The following is a 14,445-nucleotide window of genomic DNA, read 5'->3' on the forward strand; positions in this document are numbered from 1 at the left end:
TGACCGTTATTTGGTAGGCGCAACTTGCGGCGGGCCGGCCCGCTCAGGCTTCTCGGCAACGTCACCCGAGCGGGAAGCGAGATAATTGCTGGCAAAGTGAGGCGCGGAGACGGGCCTTCCGGTGAGAAACCCCTGGATCAGATCCATGTTGTGGCGCAGCAACGCATCCTGCTGCGCCTCGGTCTCTACCCCAACGGCGACCACCCGCAGCCCCAGCTCCCTGGCCAGGCCACAGACGGCCGCCACGATGGCCGCACTGCCGCGCTGCTCGCCATCGAGTCGTTGAATGAAGCGGCGGTCGATCTTCAGCGTGGTGATCGGCAGCTCCTCCAGGTAGCTCAGGGAGGCGTAGCCGGTACCGAAATCGTCGATGGTGATCTCGCCGCCCAGGTCGCGCAGCTGCTGAAGAATGGCGGCGGCCTGCAGCGGCTTGTCGAGCAGCGTACTTTCGGACAGCTCGAAGCCCACCAGGCCGGGCGGCAAGGCATGCTCGGCCAGCATGGCGGCGACCTTTCCCGGGAGGTCCTGCTGCCAGAACTGCCTTGGCGAGAGGTTGATGCTCACCGGCACCGGGTCGACAGAGGCCTGGTACCATTCGCTGAGCTGGGCGCAGACCATGCGCATCATGCGCTCGCCCAGCGCCACGATGAGTCCGGCACGCTCGGCCAGCGGAATGACTTCACCGGGAGGAATGCTGCCCAGCACCGGATGGTGCCAGCACATCAAGGCTTCGGCACTGTGCAGGGCGCCGCTCTCCCGTTCGAAAAGCGGCTGAAAGTGCACCTCGAGCCCCTCGCCACTCTCGATGGCATCACGCAGCGCAGCCTCCAGCGCCCGCTGGCGGTCGTCCTGCATGTTCATTTCGGTGCGATAGAGCCGGTAGGAGCTGCGCCCTTCCTGCTTGGCTCGATACATGGCCACGTCGGCATCGTGGATCAGGGCCTCGGCGCTGGCGGCGTCGTCCGGATAGAGGCTGATCCCCAGGCTGCAGCCGACGCTGAATTCGTGGCCGTCGATGATACAGGGCTCGCCTACCGCCTCGACCAGCCGGCGGGCAACACGGGTCACCTCCTCCACTTCTTCCAGGTCGGGCAGCAGGATCAGGAACTCGTCGCCGCCAAGCCGAGCCAGGGTATCGTCCTCCCTCAGCCGGCTCTGCAGCCGGTCGGCGATCATGACCAGCAGCTCGTCGCCTACCGCATGGCCCAGGGTGTCATTGATCTGCTTGAAGTGGTCCAGGTCGACGAAGACCACCGCCAGCCGGGACTGGTTGCGATGTGCATGCCGTATCGCCAGCTGCAGCCGATCCTCCAGCAGGCGCCGGTTGGGAAGCGTCGTCAGGGGATCGTAGTAGGCGAGCTTGCGAATCCGATCTTCATTCTCGCGGACATGGGTGATGTCGTTGAACAGTGCCGCGTAATGGGTCACCTCGCCGTTATCACCGGTGATCGCGGTGATGGTCAGCAGCTCGAGGTAGAGTTCGCCATTCTTGCGGCGGTTCCATATCTCGCCGCGCCAGAAACCGTGCTGCTTCAGCGCATCCCACATCTGGCGGTAGAAGGTTGCATCGTGGCGCCCCGAGGCGAGTATCTCGGGGGCCTGGCCGATGGCTTCTTCGGCGGTGTACCCGGTCATGCGGGTAAAGGCAGGGTTGACGAACTCGATGCGATTGTTCGGGTCGGTGACGAGGATCCCTTCGAGGGAGGATTCAATGACCCGCTCGGCCAGCTGCAGGTTCTCGCGGGAGTTGGCGAGGGCGCGATCGCGCTGTTCCAGCGCGTCACGCAGATCCTGCATATAGTGCTGCTCGGCACCGGCCAGCATGTCGCGAAAGCCGATCAAGCCGATCACGTTATTGTCATCGTCCAGTACCGCCAGGTGGCGCACCCGCTGCTCCAGCAGCCTGTCCCGGGCGGTTATCAGGGGCTCGTTCTGGTGGACGGTGAGCAGTGGCCGGCTGGCCAGTTCGGTAATCGGGGTATTGCCCGGATGGCGTGCAACGAAGCGCACCATGTCGCGCTCGGTCAGGATACCCAGCGCCTGTTCGCTGCACTTCACCACGACGGCATCGCAGCTGGAAAGCCGCATGGAGCGGGCCGCCTCGGCCAGTAGCTGCGTACCCTGAAGCACCAGCGCCCGCTGTCGCATCGCGGAGCGAACTTCCCTCAGGCGCAGGTAGGGCTCGATGCCCTGGTTCATGGCCATGTCGGTCTGGGAGAGGATGCCCTTTGGCAGGCCATCGCCATCGACCACGACGAAATGGCGTCGTCCTTCGGCACTGAAGCGCAGGGCGGCCTCGCTGATCGGCGTCTCGAGATGCAGGCTCGCCACCGGCTGACTCATCACGTCGCCAATGCGGGTACGCCCCGCCTCGGGGTCGGCAAAATTGACCGCCAGGGCGTCATGCTCGGTCCAGATTCCCTTCGCCTTGCCCTCCCTCGTTACCACGATCGAGCTGCATTGGCGTTCAGCCATTCGCTGGGCGGCGGTGCAGAGCGGCGTATCGGCTTCACAGGTCAGCAGGCCGGTCTGCATGATGCGCTCGATGGGAAGCTCGTGATTCATGACGCCTCACAGAGGGGGCTGCTCTTGAAAGACCCTGCCTGGATGACCCTGGCCTACAGGCCCCTGACCTGCAGGACCCTGATCTGAAGGACGAGGCACAGGGCTCAAGAGCGCCGCTGATTATTTTTCTCACTTTATTCTTCTCACCATATTCAATGATCCCGTATTACATAACTAGTCGCAACGATTAACTGGCCGTCAACGGGGCAATTTTTCGTCCGCAACCCGGCCCTGTTTTTCAATGTAACAAGGCGACAGATCAGTGAATTCATGACCCGTATCGACAGCGCCATCGCCGATATTTCAGCCCAACGGCAGCAACGAGTGCCTATCGCCCTGCTCACGAAAAACCCTGCTCCCGCAAAGGCAAGAAAAGGAAAGGCCCCGATGAACCGGATCCCGATGCCGTCGTGAAGCAGCCGGTAACACGGTTGCTAAAGTTTCGACCCGATCGTGCCGATAGGAGGAGTGCGAGCTCGTAAGAAAGTCGTTCGCAAGAAAATCGCACGAAGGGGAGAAGCCGGCTCGATGCCCGGCTTCGGGGGGGCACCGACCATGAATCACGTCCCGGGCTGGAAAGCCGGGCCATGACGCGGTTGATGGTGGCGTGCCTGCCAAGGGCGCTAACAAGGAAAACAGACCATGTCTTCACCGCTTACCGATGCCACCAACAGCTTGAGCGCTTCGGCGCTGCACGACCTGACTCCGCGGCAGCGCAAGGAAACCGTACTGGCTTCGCTGCCGACAGCCGGAACCATGCTGAGCCAGGCCGAGAGCCACGGCCATACACCCGCCCAGGCGGACCTGGTCGAGCCGATTCAGCGTATCAATGAAGTGCTTCGCCAGCATGGCGTGGAATTCGAGCTCAACGAGATGCCGTCACGGGTGGTGACGCGGATCGTGGACCGGGAGACCGGCGACGTATTGCGGCAGATTCCCAGCGAGGAAGTGCTGGCCATTGCCGAAAGGCTGGATGAGCTGCAGGGCCGCCTGATTCACCTGGAAGCCTAGGCTCTGTCCGAAAACTGGCTGCGCTCGGCCATACGGCGTTAAAAATCGGCTCAAAGTACTCATTTACACCCCGTAAACTCCGTCTTTTCGCCGATTTTTGCCTTGTCTGGCCTTCGCTCGCCGACTTTTCAGACAAAGCCTAGGAGGCTGTCGGATTTGACCGGATCTCGCAGTAGATCAGCGTTAAGTCCGACAGGCTCCTAGACCTGCATGTTCATGACGTCACGGTAGGCGGAAACCAGGCGGTTCCTCACCTGCAGCCCCATCTGGAAGGCCACGCTGGCCTTCTGCATGTCGACCATGACGTCGTTCAGCTCCACGTTGGGATCGCCGGCCTGGAACGCCATCGCCTTGGCGCTGGACGCTTGCTGCAGGCGGTTGATGCGCTGGATGGAGGCTTGCAGCTCACCGGCGAAACCGCCCTGCCCCACCATGGTCGAGACCTGCTGCCCCTTGGCAGCCTGTCCGCCGGCCTGAGTCGCCAGGGTCTGCATCTGGGCTAGCGCGGATTGGATGGCTGGTGAACTCATGGCTCGCGGCCCCCGTTCTGTTGGATCGGAACTGTCGTTTCTAGAGTTATAAGGAACTGTCGTTCCTGGGAATGCTGCCAAGGCTATCAGCTGTGGTCCGGCGACCATACTGGCAAATGGCATGAAAAACACGGGCTTTTCCCGCCTTTGGACTCGACGAGGGTTCGCATAATAGCGTTCATCACAGTTGCGCCCGCAAGGGTAGCCAGAATGCGGTGGACGGATGCACTCAATGCCATCTTCGAGTAAGAGTTTTCAAGCGACGAACGGCGCCTCTCCATGGAGGTGCGCATGAGCAATGGCGCCGCGACGCCGGGTCGTCAGGAGACCACGTCCAGCCCGCCAACGAGCGCGCTGCTTCAGCGCGTTCAGGAGCAGATGCGCGGCAACCCGCTGATCGTGATCCTGATTGGCGGCGCCGCCACGATCGCGATCGTGGTGGTGCTGCTGATGTGGGCGCGGGAGCCCGATTACCGTGTGCTCTACAGCAACCTCACCGAGGCCGACGGCGGTCGCATCATCAACGAGCTGGAGAGCCGCGGCGTGGCCTATCGCTTCAGCGAGGGCGGCACGGCGCTGCTGGTGCCCGGGGATGCGGTGCACGGCCTGCGCCTGCAGCTGGCCGAGCAGGGTCTGCCCAGGGGCGGCAACGTGGGCTTCGAGCTGATGGACAGCCAGGCCTTCGGCGTCAGCCAGTTTGCCGAACAGGTCAACTTCCAGCGCGGCCTCGAAGGGGAACTCTCCCGCTCCATCGAATCCCTCGGCCCGGTGTCCCGGGCCCGCGTTCACCTGGCCATGGCCCGCTCCTCGGTCTTCGTGCGGGACCAGGAGCCGGCGAAGGCTTCGGTCATCGTGACGCTCGAGCCGGGCCGCGTGATCGGCGACGGCCAGGTCAATGCCATCATTCATATGGTTTCCAGCAGCGTTCCCGAGCTGGCCGCCGAAGACGTCACGGTGGTCGACCAGAGCGGCCGCCTGCTCTCCATGCCCGGCGCCAACCGCCGCGGCCTGGATGCGACACAGCTCGACTATATCGCCGAGGTGGAGCGCTCTTTCCAGCAGCGCATCGAGAACATCCTGGCGCCGATCCTTGGTCAGCAGAACGTGCGGGCCCAGGTGGCCGCCCAGATCGATTTCTCGCGCCGGGAAGAGACCAACGAGCGTTTCGGCCCCAACCAGCCACCCAACGAAGCCGCGGTGCGCAGCCGCCAGTCCAGTGTCTCCTACAGCGGCGGCGACGACCTGGCCATGGGCATCCCCGGCGCGCTGAGCAACACGCCCCCCGGCACCGCGCCCTCCCCCATCAACCTGCCGGTCGATGAGGATGGTGAGCTCCTCGAGGAAGCCGAACAGGAGCTGTTGGCGCTGAGCAACCTGCGCCAGGACGGCGTGATCAACTATGAAGTCGACCGCAATATCGAGCATGTCCAGCACCGCCAGGGGCAGGTGCAGCGCCTGTCCGCCGCGGTGGTGGTGGACTATCGCGAACAGCGCGATGAGGAAGGCGTGTGGCAGCGTGTCCCGCTGAGCGATGTGGAAGTCGCCCAGATCGAGCGGCTGGTGCGTCAGGCCATGGGCTTCTCCCAGGCCCGTGGCGATGACATCGAGGTGGTCAACAGCCCCTTCAGCCGCCCCGTGGACGAGGAGGAAACCCTGGAGTGGTGGCAGTCGCCCGAGGTGCACAACCTGGCGCTGACCTTCGGCCGCTACCTGCTGGTGGCACTGGGCGCCCTGCTGGCCTATCTGCTGATCCTGCGCCCGCTGATCAAGCGCCACACACAGCAGCCCTTACTGGCCTCGGCGCCGGGCACCGGCCTGCGAGTCCGGGTCGACGACGAGACCCCGGAAGGGATCGACGGCGAGCTGGAAGAGGACATCGAGACCTCGCGCACTTATCAGAAGCCGAAGCGCAAGCGGAAGTCGTCGGCCTATGAGGACCACCTTGCCGAGCTGCGTGAACTGGCCCAGGAGGATCCGCGCATGATTGCCATGATCGTTCGCAGCTGGATGAATAAAGAATGAGCACCGCAAAAGCCATGAGCGGCGTACGCCGCAGCGCCATCCTGATGCTGGCCCTGGACGAGGACAGCGCCGCAGAGGTGTTCAAGTACCTGTCGCCCAAGGAGATCCAGCAGCTCAGCATGGAGATGGCCGATATGGACCAGGTCTCTCACGAAGACATGCAGAAGGTGTTGCAGGACTTCAGCGACGAGACCGAAGAGTTCATCTCGCTGAATCTCAACTCCAGCGAGCATATTCGCTCGGTATTGACCAAGGCACTGGGCAGCGAGCGCGCCACCAGCCTGATCGAGGACGTCCTCGAGTCCTCGGGCAGCAGCAGCGGCATCGATTCGCTCAACCTGATGGAAGCGCCGATGGTGGCGGAGCTGATCCGCGACGAGCACCCGCAGATCATCGCCACCATCCTGGTTCACCTGGAGCGCCACCAGGCCGCCGATGTCCTCGAGCTGTTCGACGACAAGCTGCGCAACGATGTGGTGCTGCGCATCGCCACCTTCAGCGGCGTGCAGCCGGCCGCCCTGCAGGAGCTCACCGAAGTGCTGTCGGGCATGCTCGACGGCCAGAACCTCAAGCGCAGCAAGATGGGCGGCGTGAGAACCGCGGCCGAGATCCTCAACCTGATGAACTCCGCCCAGGAGGAGACCGCCATCGAGACGGTGCGGGCGCACAGCGAGGACCTGGCACAGAAGATCATCGACGAGATGTTCCTGTTCGAGAACCTCATGGACCTGGACGATCGCAGCATCCAGATGGTGCTCAAGGAGATCGACACCAACTCCCTGGTGGTGGCACTCAAGGGAGCGCCGGAAGGGCTCATGGAGAAGTTCCTGCGCAACATGTCCCGTCGCGCTGCCGACCTGATGCGCGAGGACATGGAGGCTCGCGGGCCAATCCGGGTCTCCCAGGTGGAAGCGGAGCAGAAGTCGATCCTGCAGGTGGTTCGCCGCCTCGCGGACTCCGGCGACATCGTGCTGAGCGGCGGAGACGACACCTATGTCTGATCGCACGCCCTCTCCTCCCGAGCAGTCGGCGGCCTGGCGCCGCTGGCAGATGGGAGAACTGCAGGCGGAGAGCCGCCGCCACGATGCCGAGCGGGCCACCAAGCCGGCAGAGGATGCCGCTCGCCAGGAGCGCTTTCGCCGCCAGGCCGAACTCAAGGCCCTGCGCGAGAAGACCCTGCGCGAAGCCCGCGAAGAGGGCTTCAAGGCCGGCTTCGAGGAGGGCCGCAGCGAGGGCCAAGCCCAGGGCCTGGCGGAAGGACGCCAGGAGGCCGAGCAGGAGCTGAAGCAGCGCACCCGCGAGGTGCTGGCGCCTCTCAAGCCGCTGGCGGAGCAGTTTTCCGAAGCCCTGGCCGTGCTCGATGAAGAAGTGGCCAATGACATGGTGGAGCTGGCACTCGCGACCGGCCGCCAGCTGGCCGGCGAGGCCTTGAAGGCCCGTCCCCGGCAAGTTCTCGAACTGGTCAGGGCACTGCTGCACACCGACCCGCCGCTGACGGGACAGCAGCGCCTGTGGCTGCATCCCCTGGACCACAAGCTGGTGGAGCAGCATCTCGGCCAGGAGCTGGGGGCCGCCGGCTGGAAACTTCAGCCCGACGACCAGCTCAGCCGCGGCGGCTGTCGCGTCACCAGCGCCAGCGGCGAGCTCGATGCCACCTGGGAGAGCCGCTGGCAAGCGGTCAAGGCTCAGGTGCGCCGCCGGCGCCCCTCCACGCCCGCAGCAGACGAACAGGAGTGAGCGACATGCCCGAAACCCTGGCACAGCCACGCAATGCGCATCAGGCACGCTGGCAGCAGACGCTGCAGCATGTGCGCGAGCGCGTGGAGACCGTGCCGGGATTTCGTACCAGCGGTCGGGTATTGCGGGCCACCGGCATGGTGATCGAGGCGATCGGCCTGCGGGTGGCCCTGGGCAACGCCTGTCGTATCGAGCTGGTCTCACCGGGTGGCAACGAGTCGCCGCGCTTCGCCGAAGCCGAAGTGGTCGGCTTCGCCGGCGAGCGGCTGTTCTTGATGCCGCTGTCGGAGATCACCGGCCTGATGCCCGGCGCCCGCGTCTTTCCTCTGGGCGACGGCCCCGACCATACCGCGCGCCGCTTTCCCCTGGGCGAATCGCTGCTCGGCCGGGTGGTGGACGGCAACGGCGATCCCCTCGACGGCTTCGGCCCGCTGGAGAGCGCCCCCCGGGCGCCGCTCTCCACCCCGCCGCTCAACCCGCTGGCCCGCGCCCCGATCAACGAGCAGATCGATGTCGGCATCCGCGCCATCAACGCGCTGCTCAGCGTGGGCCGCGGCCAGCGCATGGGGCTGTTCGCCGGCTCCGGTGTGGGCAAGTCGGTGCTGCTGGGCATGATGGCCCGCTATACCGGCGCCGATGTGATCGTGGTGGGGCTGATCGGCGAGCGGGGACGCGAGGTGCAGGATTTCATCGACAATATCCTCGGTGAGGAGGGGCGTCGCCGCGCCGTGGTGGTAGCGGCTCCGGCCGATACCTCGCCGCTGCAGCGCCTGCAGGGCGCCGCCTATGCCACACGCCTGGCGGAAGGCTTCCGCGACGAGGGCAAGAACGTCCTGCTGATCATGGACTCGCTGACGCGCTATGCCATGGCCCAGCGCGAGATCGCCCTGGCCATCGGCGAGCCCCCCGCGACCAAGGGCTATCCGCCGTCGGTTTTCGCCAAGATTCCCAGCCTGGTGGAGCGTGCCGGCAATGCGGAACGCGGCCGGGGCTCGATTACCGCTTTCTATACCGTGTTGACCGAAGGCGACGATCAGCAGGACCCGATCGCCGATTCGGCCCGCGCCATTCTCGACGGCCATATCGTGCTGTCCCGAACGCTGGCCGAGGCCGGGCACTACCCGGCCATCGATATCGAGGCCTCGATCAGCCGCGTCATGACACACATCATCGACGACGAACAGCTGACCATGACCCAGGCTTTCAAGCGGCTCTTCTCGCGCTACCAGCGCAACCGCGACCTGATCAGCGTCGGTGCCTACAGCCCGGGTCATGACCCGCAGCTGGACGAAGCCGTCCAGCGCTATCCGCTGCTGGAGCAGTTCCTCCAGCAGGGCATTCATGAAAATGCCTCGATCGAGGCCTCTCGACAGGTTCTCGCTGAGACCCTAGGAGTCAGGCAATGAGTGCATCGTCACAGCTCGCCATGCTCGGCGATCTCGCCCGGGATGCCCGCGACCAGGCCGGCCAACTGCTGGCCGGGGAACGCATGAGCGAACGTCAGGTCGCGGCCCAGCTCGATGCCCTCAGTCGATATCGGCTGGAGTACGCCGAGCGGCTTCAGACCGCCATGCGCGACGGCATCGACCCCGCCAGCATGCACAACTACCAGCAGTTCCTCGCCTCCCTGGATGCCGCCCTCCAGCGCGCCAGGGAGGCACTGGCCTCGCAGCAGCAACGCGTCCAGCAGAGCCAGCAGCAGTGGCAGCAGGAGCAGAAGCGCCTGTCGGCCTACGACACCCTTTCCTCTCGCCGCAACACCGAGCTGCAGAAGCACGAAGCGCGGCGCGAGCAACGCAACAGTGACGAAATGGCCGCCGGACGGCTGCTTCGCCAGCGCCCCGAGCGCGATTCGTGATCCGAGCCAGGAGATCATAATGGATATCCAGATGATGCTTTCCGCCCTGCCGGGCAAGCCCATGGGCAAGGCCGAGCCGAGTGGCAGCGCTTCCGGCGGCCACTTCGCCCTGGCCCTGGCCGGCGCCGGCCGCTCGCAGTCCGGTGCCCCGGGCGAACAGCCCGCCCAGCTGTCTGCCCAACTGACAGAAGGCGTCAGGCCCGCCCTGCCGCCGACCATGGCGGCCCAGCAGGTGATGCTGCAGGCACTGAGCGCCCATGACCCGGATCTCGTCGCGGACATGGAGGCGGCTCCCCTGCCCGACTCGCTGTCGCTTACCGAGATCATGGAGCGCCTGGCACTGATCGACGGCCCTGCCCAAGCCGAGACTCGCCCGCTGGCCGATCTCGCCGCCCCTCAGGCCACGGTAGCGGAACAGGCCGCCAGGCCCACCGCACGTGCCGAGACCGCCTTGGCCGCTGCCGATGCCCTGCGTCAGGCCGCCGGCGACCCGGCGCGGACACTGGAAACACGCCCGGCGAGCTCCGCCGAGGCCGCCCTGAATGCGTCACTGGCGCAACCCCAGCAAGCGGCCGGTCGCGACGCCCTGGAATCCACGCCTCGAGCGGCACTGCTCGCACAGCTGGAGACCGGCACGTCCGAGCGGCCACTGCGGGCCGCCGAGTTCGCTCGCTCGGCCGATATGGCCCCGCAGCCGAATGCGGGCGAACTGCGTGGCATGGCGGCAGAAGCCCTTCGCCCCGCCATGATCGAGCCGACCTCACCCAGCCTGCAGGCGGCCACCCAGCCCGCAGGTACCGCCCCACAGCCCATGGTGGCCCAGGCCAGCCTGCCCTCGCCGGTGCAATCCCAGGCCTGGCCAGGCCAGCTTGGCCAGCAGTTGGTGCAGTTCGCCCGCCATGGTGGCGAGCAGCAGATCGAGATGAAGCTGAACCCGGCCGAACTGGGCCCGCTCTCCGTTACCCTGAAGATGACCGAACAGGGTGCGCAGGCGCAGTTCCTCTCCGCCCATGCCCAGGTCCGCCAGGTTCTCGAACAGGCCATTCCGCAGCTGCGTGAGGCGCTGGCCGAGCAGGGAATCTCCCTGGGCGAAACCTCCGTGGGCGAACAGCGCCAGCAGGAGGGGCAGGCCTTCGCCAACCAGCAGGGCCAGCGAGGCAGCGGCGCCAATGAGGATGACGGACAGCTGCCTTCCGCCGCCGAGATCGGCATGGCCGAGAACGCAACGGGCGTCAGCCTGGATGGACGGGTGAACCTCTACGCCTGAGACAAATTGCCAAGATAGGGCCGTTCGCGCGGTCTGTTCCTTTCATCATGACCCGCGCGATTTCCGCATACTGCCCTTTTCCGGCTGGACCAACACTTCACGATAGGCAAGGCAATGGCGAAATCGACGGGTGGCTCATCCAAGCTGCTGTGGCTGATGATACTGCTGGTACTGATGTCCACGGCGGCAGCCGGGGTAGCGATCTATATGGTCATGAGCGACCGTAACGGTGGCTCAGGCAACATCCAGGGGCAGCAGCTCGAGCGGCAGGCGCCGATCTTCCTCAAGATCGACCCCTTCACCGTGAACCTCGCCGACGACGACTTCGGTTCCCGCCTGCTCTATGCCGGGCTGTCGCTGAAGGTCGGCGACGAGGAAACCCGGGCGATTCTCCACGAGCACATGCCCCAGGTTCGCAGCCGGCTGTTGATGCTGTTTTCCGGCAAGCAGGCCAGCCAGCTCACCTCGCCGGAAGGCAAGCGCCGGCTGAGCGAGGAAGTCGTTGCCGTGCTGTCCGACCCCTTGACCGAACCGCAGCCGCCTCTCGATATTCGGGACGTGCTGTTCACCGAGTTCATCGTGCAATAACCGGGTGCCCTGGCCGCCATGTCCCAAGACGATCTACTGTCACAGGATGAGATCGACGCCCTGCTGAAGGGGGTCAGCGGAGACGACGAACCTGCCGCAGGCAGTGGTGAGACGTCTCGCATCCGTCCCTATGATCCCGCGTCCCAGCATCGCGTCATCCGCGAGCGCCTGCAGGCGCTGGACATCATCAACGAACGCTTCGCGCGGCACTTCCGCATGGGGCTGTTCAACCTGTTGCGTCGCAGCGCCGACATCACGGTGGATTCGGTACGCTACCAGAGCTACAGCGACTTCTCGCGCAACGTGCCGGTACCGACCAACATCAACATCATCGCCATGAAGCCCTTGCGCGGGTCGGCGCTGATCGTGTTCCCCCCCAACCTGGTATTCATGGTGGTGGACAACCTGTTCGGCGGCGACGGACGCTTCCTGACCAAGTCGGAGGGCCGGGAGTTCACCAATACCGAGCAGCGCATCATCCAGCGCCTGCTGCGGCTGGCCATCGAGGCCTACGAGGAGTCGTGGAAGTCGGTCTATCCGCTGGAAATCCAGTACCTGCGCTCGGAGATGCAGTCCAAGTTCGCCAACATCACCAACTCGCCCAACGAGATCGTGGTGAATACCAGCTTCAATATCGAGGTCGGCAATCTCTCCAGCAACTTCCAGATCTGCATCCCCTATTCGATGGTGGAGCCAGTGCGCGACCTGCTGGCCAACCCGCTCAATGACAGCCATCACGACCAGGACGGCACCTGGTCGAAGCGCATGGCCGGCGAGATCCGCCACTCCGAGGTGGAACTCATTGCCAATTTTGCCGATGTTCCCAGCCGCATCGCCCATGTGATGGCGCTGAAGGTCGGGGACGTACTGACGTTGGAGCTTCCGGAAACCGTGACCGCCAGTGTGGATGGGGTTCCGGTCATGGAGTGCGACTACGGCAGCCAGCACGAACAGCGCGCGCTGCGTGTCATCCGCATCATCGATCATGGTGCGCAGAACTCACCCGATGCCTTCAAGAAGGGCGCTGTGCCTCAAGCCAAGGAATCCAAGCATGACTGATCCCAAGAAGCCCGATCAGAATATTCCCGACGATGACCCCTGGGCCGAAGCCATGGCCGAACAGGAGGCTGCGGAAGCCAAGGCCGAAGACGACCCCTGGGCAGAAGCCATGGCCGAGCAGGAGGCGGCCGGCGGCTCCGCTGGCGATGACGACCCCTGGGCCGAGGCGCTGGCCGAGCAGGAGGCCGCCGAGTCCAGCGAACAGGAGGCGGCGGCGGCCGACCGGGGCGTCGCCGCGCCGGCCCCCCAGGCTGCCGGCGATCGCATCTTCCGCCCGCTGGACAAGGGCAGCGACGGCGGTACGGCCCGCGATCTGGAAATGATCATGGACATCCCGGTCAAGCTGACCGTGGAGCTGGGCCGCACCAAGCTCACCATCAAGCAGCTGCTGGAACTCGCCCAGGGGTCGGTCATCGAGCTCGACGGCCTGGCCGGCGAGCCCATGGATATCCTGATCAACGGCTACCTGATCGCCCAGGGCGAAGTGGTCGTGGTGGATGACAAGTACGGTATCCGCATCACCGAGATCATCACGCCCTCCGAACGGGTCCAGAAACTGAACCGATGAGAGACACCCCCTCCTCCGAGGCTCAGGCAACAGGGCTAGAGGCGCTGGCTGTGGGCGGCGATGCCCTGGTCGGCATGGCAACGCTGGGCAAGACGGCTGCCGCCCTGGGCCTGGTCATCGCCATCATCCTGGTCTGCACGGCGCTGCTCAAGCGCTGGGGGCCGCAGCGCCGCGCCGCCGGAGGTCATCTGCAGGTCGTCGCCAGCACCGCGCTGGGCAGCCGCGAGCGCCTGGTGATCGTGGAGGTCGAAGGCACCTGGCTGGTGCTCGGCGTGGGCGGTGGCCAGATCAACAAGCTGCATGAGCTGGAGGCACCCGAGCGCCCCCGCGAGCCTGACATCGCCGACCTGCAGGGGGAGCGCTTTGCCACCCGCTTTGCCCGTGCCCTCAAGCACAATGCCGGACTGGGAGGCCCCGGTCGGGGAGCCTCATGATTCACCCAGCATTTCCCAAGACCCGGCCCAAGACGATGCCAAGGACCCGGTGCGGGGCCCTGCTTGCCCTGCTGGGAGCGCTTCTGCTGATGGCAATGCCGGTCGCAGCCGTGGCACAGCAGCTGCCGGGCATCGTCAGCCAGCCGCTGGAGGATGGCGGCCAGCAGTGGTCGATCCAGCTGCAGACCCTGCTGCTGCTCAGCGCCATGGCCTTTCTGCCCGCGGCGCTGCTGATGATGACCGGCTTCACCCGAATCATCATCGTGCTCAGCCTGCTGCGTACCGCCATGGGCACCCAGGCCACGCCGCCCAACCAGGTGCTGCTGGGCCTGGCCTTGTTCCTGACCTTCTTCGTGATGGCGCCGGTCTTTTCCATCGTCTACGAAACGGCCTGGGTACCGCTGACCGGCGACGAGATCAATTTCGACGAGTTCCTGCTGCTGGCCCAGCAGCCGTTCCGCGAATTCATGCTGGCCCAGACCCGGGAGCCCGACCTGGCGCTCTTCGCCCGGCTGGCGGAAATCGGCCCCATGCAGGGACCGGAGGATGTGCCGCTGCGGATCCTGGTGCCGGCATTCGTGACCAGCGAGCTGAAGACGGCGTTCCAGATCGGCTTCACCATCTTCATTCCCTTTCTGATCATCGACCTCGTGGTGGCCAGCACCCTGATGTCGCTGGGCATGATGATGGTACCGCCGGCCACGATCTCCCTGCCCTTCAAGCTGATGCTGTTCGTGCTGGTAGACGGCTGGCAGCTGATCATCGGCTCGCTGGCGGAAAGTTTTTATATCTAGCGCTGAAACCCT

15 protein-coding genes are annotated in these 14,445 nt (G+C 65.1%); 13 read left to right on the plus strand and 2 right to left on the minus strand.

What is annotated here, in order from left to right:
- Positions 1-6: 6 nt before the first annotated feature.
- The gene (locus LY622_RS16305; RefSeq protein ID WP_234291860.1) at positions 7-2,565 is read right to left on the minus strand and encodes an EAL domain-containing protein; all 2,559 of its coding nucleotides are present in this window, start codon (positions 2,563-2,565) and stop codon (positions 7-9) included.
- 270 nt (positions 2,566-2,835) lie between these two features.
- On the opposite strand from LY622_RS16305, the gene LY622_RS16310 reads away from it, so the two are divergent.
- Positions 2,836-2,979 carry a hypothetical protein gene (locus LY622_RS16310; RefSeq protein WP_234291861.1) on the plus strand — a complete coding sequence of 48 codons (144 nt, stop codon included), beginning with the start codon at positions 2,836-2,838 and terminating at the stop codon, positions 2,977-2,979.
- Positions 2,980-3,207: 228 nt separating this feature from the next.
- Positions 3,208-3,576, plus strand: a complete 369-nt coding sequence (locus LY622_RS16315) for a flagellar protein FlaG (RefSeq protein WP_234291862.1) — start codon at positions 3,208-3,210, stop codon at positions 3,574-3,576.
- A 200-nt stretch (positions 3,577-3,776) separates the two neighbouring features.
- Here the strand turns inward: LY622_RS16315 and fliE are convergent, their stop codons facing one another.
- Complete coding sequence (gene fliE, locus LY622_RS16320; RefSeq protein WP_066452062.1) at positions 3,777-4,106, minus strand: flagellar hook-basal body complex protein FliE; 330 nt, start codon at positions 4,104-4,106, stop codon at positions 3,777-3,779.
- A 291-nt stretch (positions 4,107-4,397) separates the two neighbouring features.
- Here fliE and fliF point away from each other — a divergent pair, with 291 nt between their 5' ends.
- The 11 genes from fliF (at position 4,398) to fliP (ending at position 14,433) form a co-directional block, all read left to right on the plus strand.
- Entirely contained in the window at positions 4,398-6,128 is a 1,731-nt protein-coding gene (gene fliF / locus LY622_RS16325; protein ID WP_234291863.1) for a flagellar basal-body MS-ring/collar protein FliF, read from the plus strand.
- Positions 6,125-7,129: a flagellar motor switch protein FliG gene (gene fliG, locus LY622_RS16330; RefSeq protein WP_234291864.1), complete on the plus strand. Its 1,005-nt coding sequence runs from the start codon at positions 6,125-6,127 to the stop codon at positions 7,127-7,129. The genes fliF and fliG overlap by 4 nt, the downstream gene beginning before the upstream one ends.
- Positions 7,122-7,865: a flagellar assembly protein FliH gene (locus LY622_RS16335; RefSeq protein WP_234291865.1), complete on the plus strand. Its 744-nt coding sequence runs from the start codon at positions 7,122-7,124 to the stop codon at positions 7,863-7,865. The genes fliG and LY622_RS16335 overlap by 8 nt, the downstream gene beginning before the upstream one ends.
- 5 nt (positions 7,866-7,870) lie before the next feature.
- Positions 7,871-9,271: a flagellar protein export ATPase FliI gene (gene fliI, locus LY622_RS16340; RefSeq protein ID WP_234291866.1), complete on the plus strand. Its 1,401-nt coding sequence runs from the start codon at positions 7,871-7,873 to the stop codon at positions 9,269-9,271.
- Positions 9,268-9,723, plus strand: coding sequence for a flagellar export protein FliJ (gene fliJ / locus LY622_RS16345; protein WP_234291867.1), 456 nt, complete (start codon positions 9,268-9,270; stop codon positions 9,721-9,723). Before fliI ends, fliJ begins: the two co-directional genes overlap by 4 nt.
- Positions 9,724-9,742: 19 nt before the next feature.
- Positions 9,743-10,990: a flagellar hook-length control protein FliK gene (locus tag LY622_RS16350; protein ID WP_234291868.1), complete on the plus strand. Its 1,248-nt coding sequence runs from the start codon at positions 9,743-9,745 to the stop codon at positions 10,988-10,990.
- A 114-nt stretch (positions 10,991-11,104) separates the two neighbouring features.
- Positions 11,105-11,578, plus strand: a complete 474-nt coding sequence (fliL, locus tag LY622_RS16355; RefSeq protein ID WP_234291869.1) for a flagellar basal body-associated protein FliL — start codon at positions 11,105-11,107, stop codon at positions 11,576-11,578.
- Positions 11,579-11,596: 18 nt separating this feature from the next.
- Positions 11,597-12,637 carry a flagellar motor switch protein FliM gene (gene fliM, locus LY622_RS16360; RefSeq protein ID WP_234291870.1) on the plus strand — a complete coding sequence of 347 codons (1,041 nt, stop codon included), beginning with the start codon at positions 11,597-11,599 and terminating at the stop codon, positions 12,635-12,637.
- Positions 12,630-13,205 (plus strand): flagellar motor switch protein FliN, encoded by a 576-nt coding sequence (fliN, locus tag LY622_RS16365; protein WP_234291871.1) that lies wholly within the window; start codon positions 12,630-12,632, stop codon positions 13,203-13,205. The genes fliM and fliN overlap by 8 nt, the downstream gene beginning before the upstream one ends.
- A complete protein-coding gene (fliO, locus tag LY622_RS16370; RefSeq protein ID WP_234291872.1) occupies positions 13,202-13,639 on the plus strand; it encodes a flagellar biosynthetic protein FliO in 438 nt (145 codons plus the stop codon). Before fliN ends, fliO begins: the two co-directional genes overlap by 4 nt.
- An 89-nt stretch (positions 13,640-13,728) precedes the next feature.
- Positions 13,729-14,433: a flagellar type III secretion system pore protein FliP gene (fliP, locus tag LY622_RS16375; protein WP_234292043.1), complete on the plus strand. Its 705-nt coding sequence runs from the start codon at positions 13,729-13,731 to the stop codon at positions 14,431-14,433.
- Positions 14,434-14,445 lie beyond the last annotated feature (12 nt).

Source organism: Halomonas alkalisoli (assembly GCF_021412585.1).
Taxonomy (GTDB): domain Bacteria; phylum Pseudomonadota; class Gammaproteobacteria; order Pseudomonadales; family Halomonadaceae; genus Halomonas; species Halomonas alkalisoli.

What these genes read in the sequence shown, in the direction of transcription:
- fliI (WP_234291866.1), top strand. Translation starts at nt 7,871, where the DNA reads ATGCCCGAAACCCTGGCACAGCCACGCAATGCGCATCAGGCACGCTGG.
- fliP (WP_234292043.1), top strand. Translation starts at nt 13,729, where the DNA reads ATGGCAATGCCGGTCGCAGCCGTGGCACAGCAGCTGCCGGGCATCGTC.
- fliE (WP_066452062.1), bottom strand. Translation starts at nt 4,106, where the DNA reads ATGAGTTCACCAGCCATCCAATCCGCGCTAGCCCAGATGCAGACCCTG.
- fliM (WP_234291870.1), top strand. Translation starts at nt 11,597, where the DNA reads ATGTCCCAAGACGATCTACTGTCACAGGATGAGATCGACGCCCTGCTG.
- fliJ (WP_234291867.1), top strand. Translation starts at nt 9,268, where the DNA reads ATGAGTGCATCGTCACAGCTCGCCATGCTCGGCGATCTCGCCCGGGAT.
- LY622_RS16350 (WP_234291868.1), top strand. Translation starts at nt 9,743, where the DNA reads ATGGATATCCAGATGATGCTTTCCGCCCTGCCGGGCAAGCCCATGGGC.
- LY622_RS16335 (WP_234291865.1), top strand. Translation starts at nt 7,122, where the DNA reads ATGTCTGATCGCACGCCCTCTCCTCCCGAGCAGTCGGCGGCCTGGCGC.
- LY622_RS16315 (WP_234291862.1), top strand. Translation starts at nt 3,208, where the DNA reads ATGTCTTCACCGCTTACCGATGCCACCAACAGCTTGAGCGCTTCGGCG.
- LY622_RS16305 (WP_234291860.1), bottom strand. Translation starts at nt 2,565, where the DNA reads ATGAATCACGAGCTTCCCATCGAGCGCATCATGCAGACCGGCCTGCTG.
- fliO (WP_234291872.1), top strand. Translation starts at nt 13,202, where the DNA reads ATGAGAGACACCCCCTCCTCCGAGGCTCAGGCAACAGGGCTAGAGGCG.
- fliF (WP_234291863.1), top strand. Translation starts at nt 4,398, where the DNA reads ATGAGCAATGGCGCCGCGACGCCGGGTCGTCAGGAGACCACGTCCAGC.
- fliN (WP_234291871.1), top strand. Translation starts at nt 12,630, where the DNA reads ATGACTGATCCCAAGAAGCCCGATCAGAATATTCCCGACGATGACCCC.
- fliL (WP_234291869.1), top strand. Translation starts at nt 11,105, where the DNA reads ATGGCGAAATCGACGGGTGGCTCATCCAAGCTGCTGTGGCTGATGATA.
- fliG (WP_234291864.1), top strand. Translation starts at nt 6,125, where the DNA reads ATGAGCACCGCAAAAGCCATGAGCGGCGTACGCCGCAGCGCCATCCTG.
- LY622_RS16310 (WP_234291861.1), top strand. Translation starts at nt 2,836, where the DNA reads ATGACCCGTATCGACAGCGCCATCGCCGATATTTCAGCCCAACGGCAG.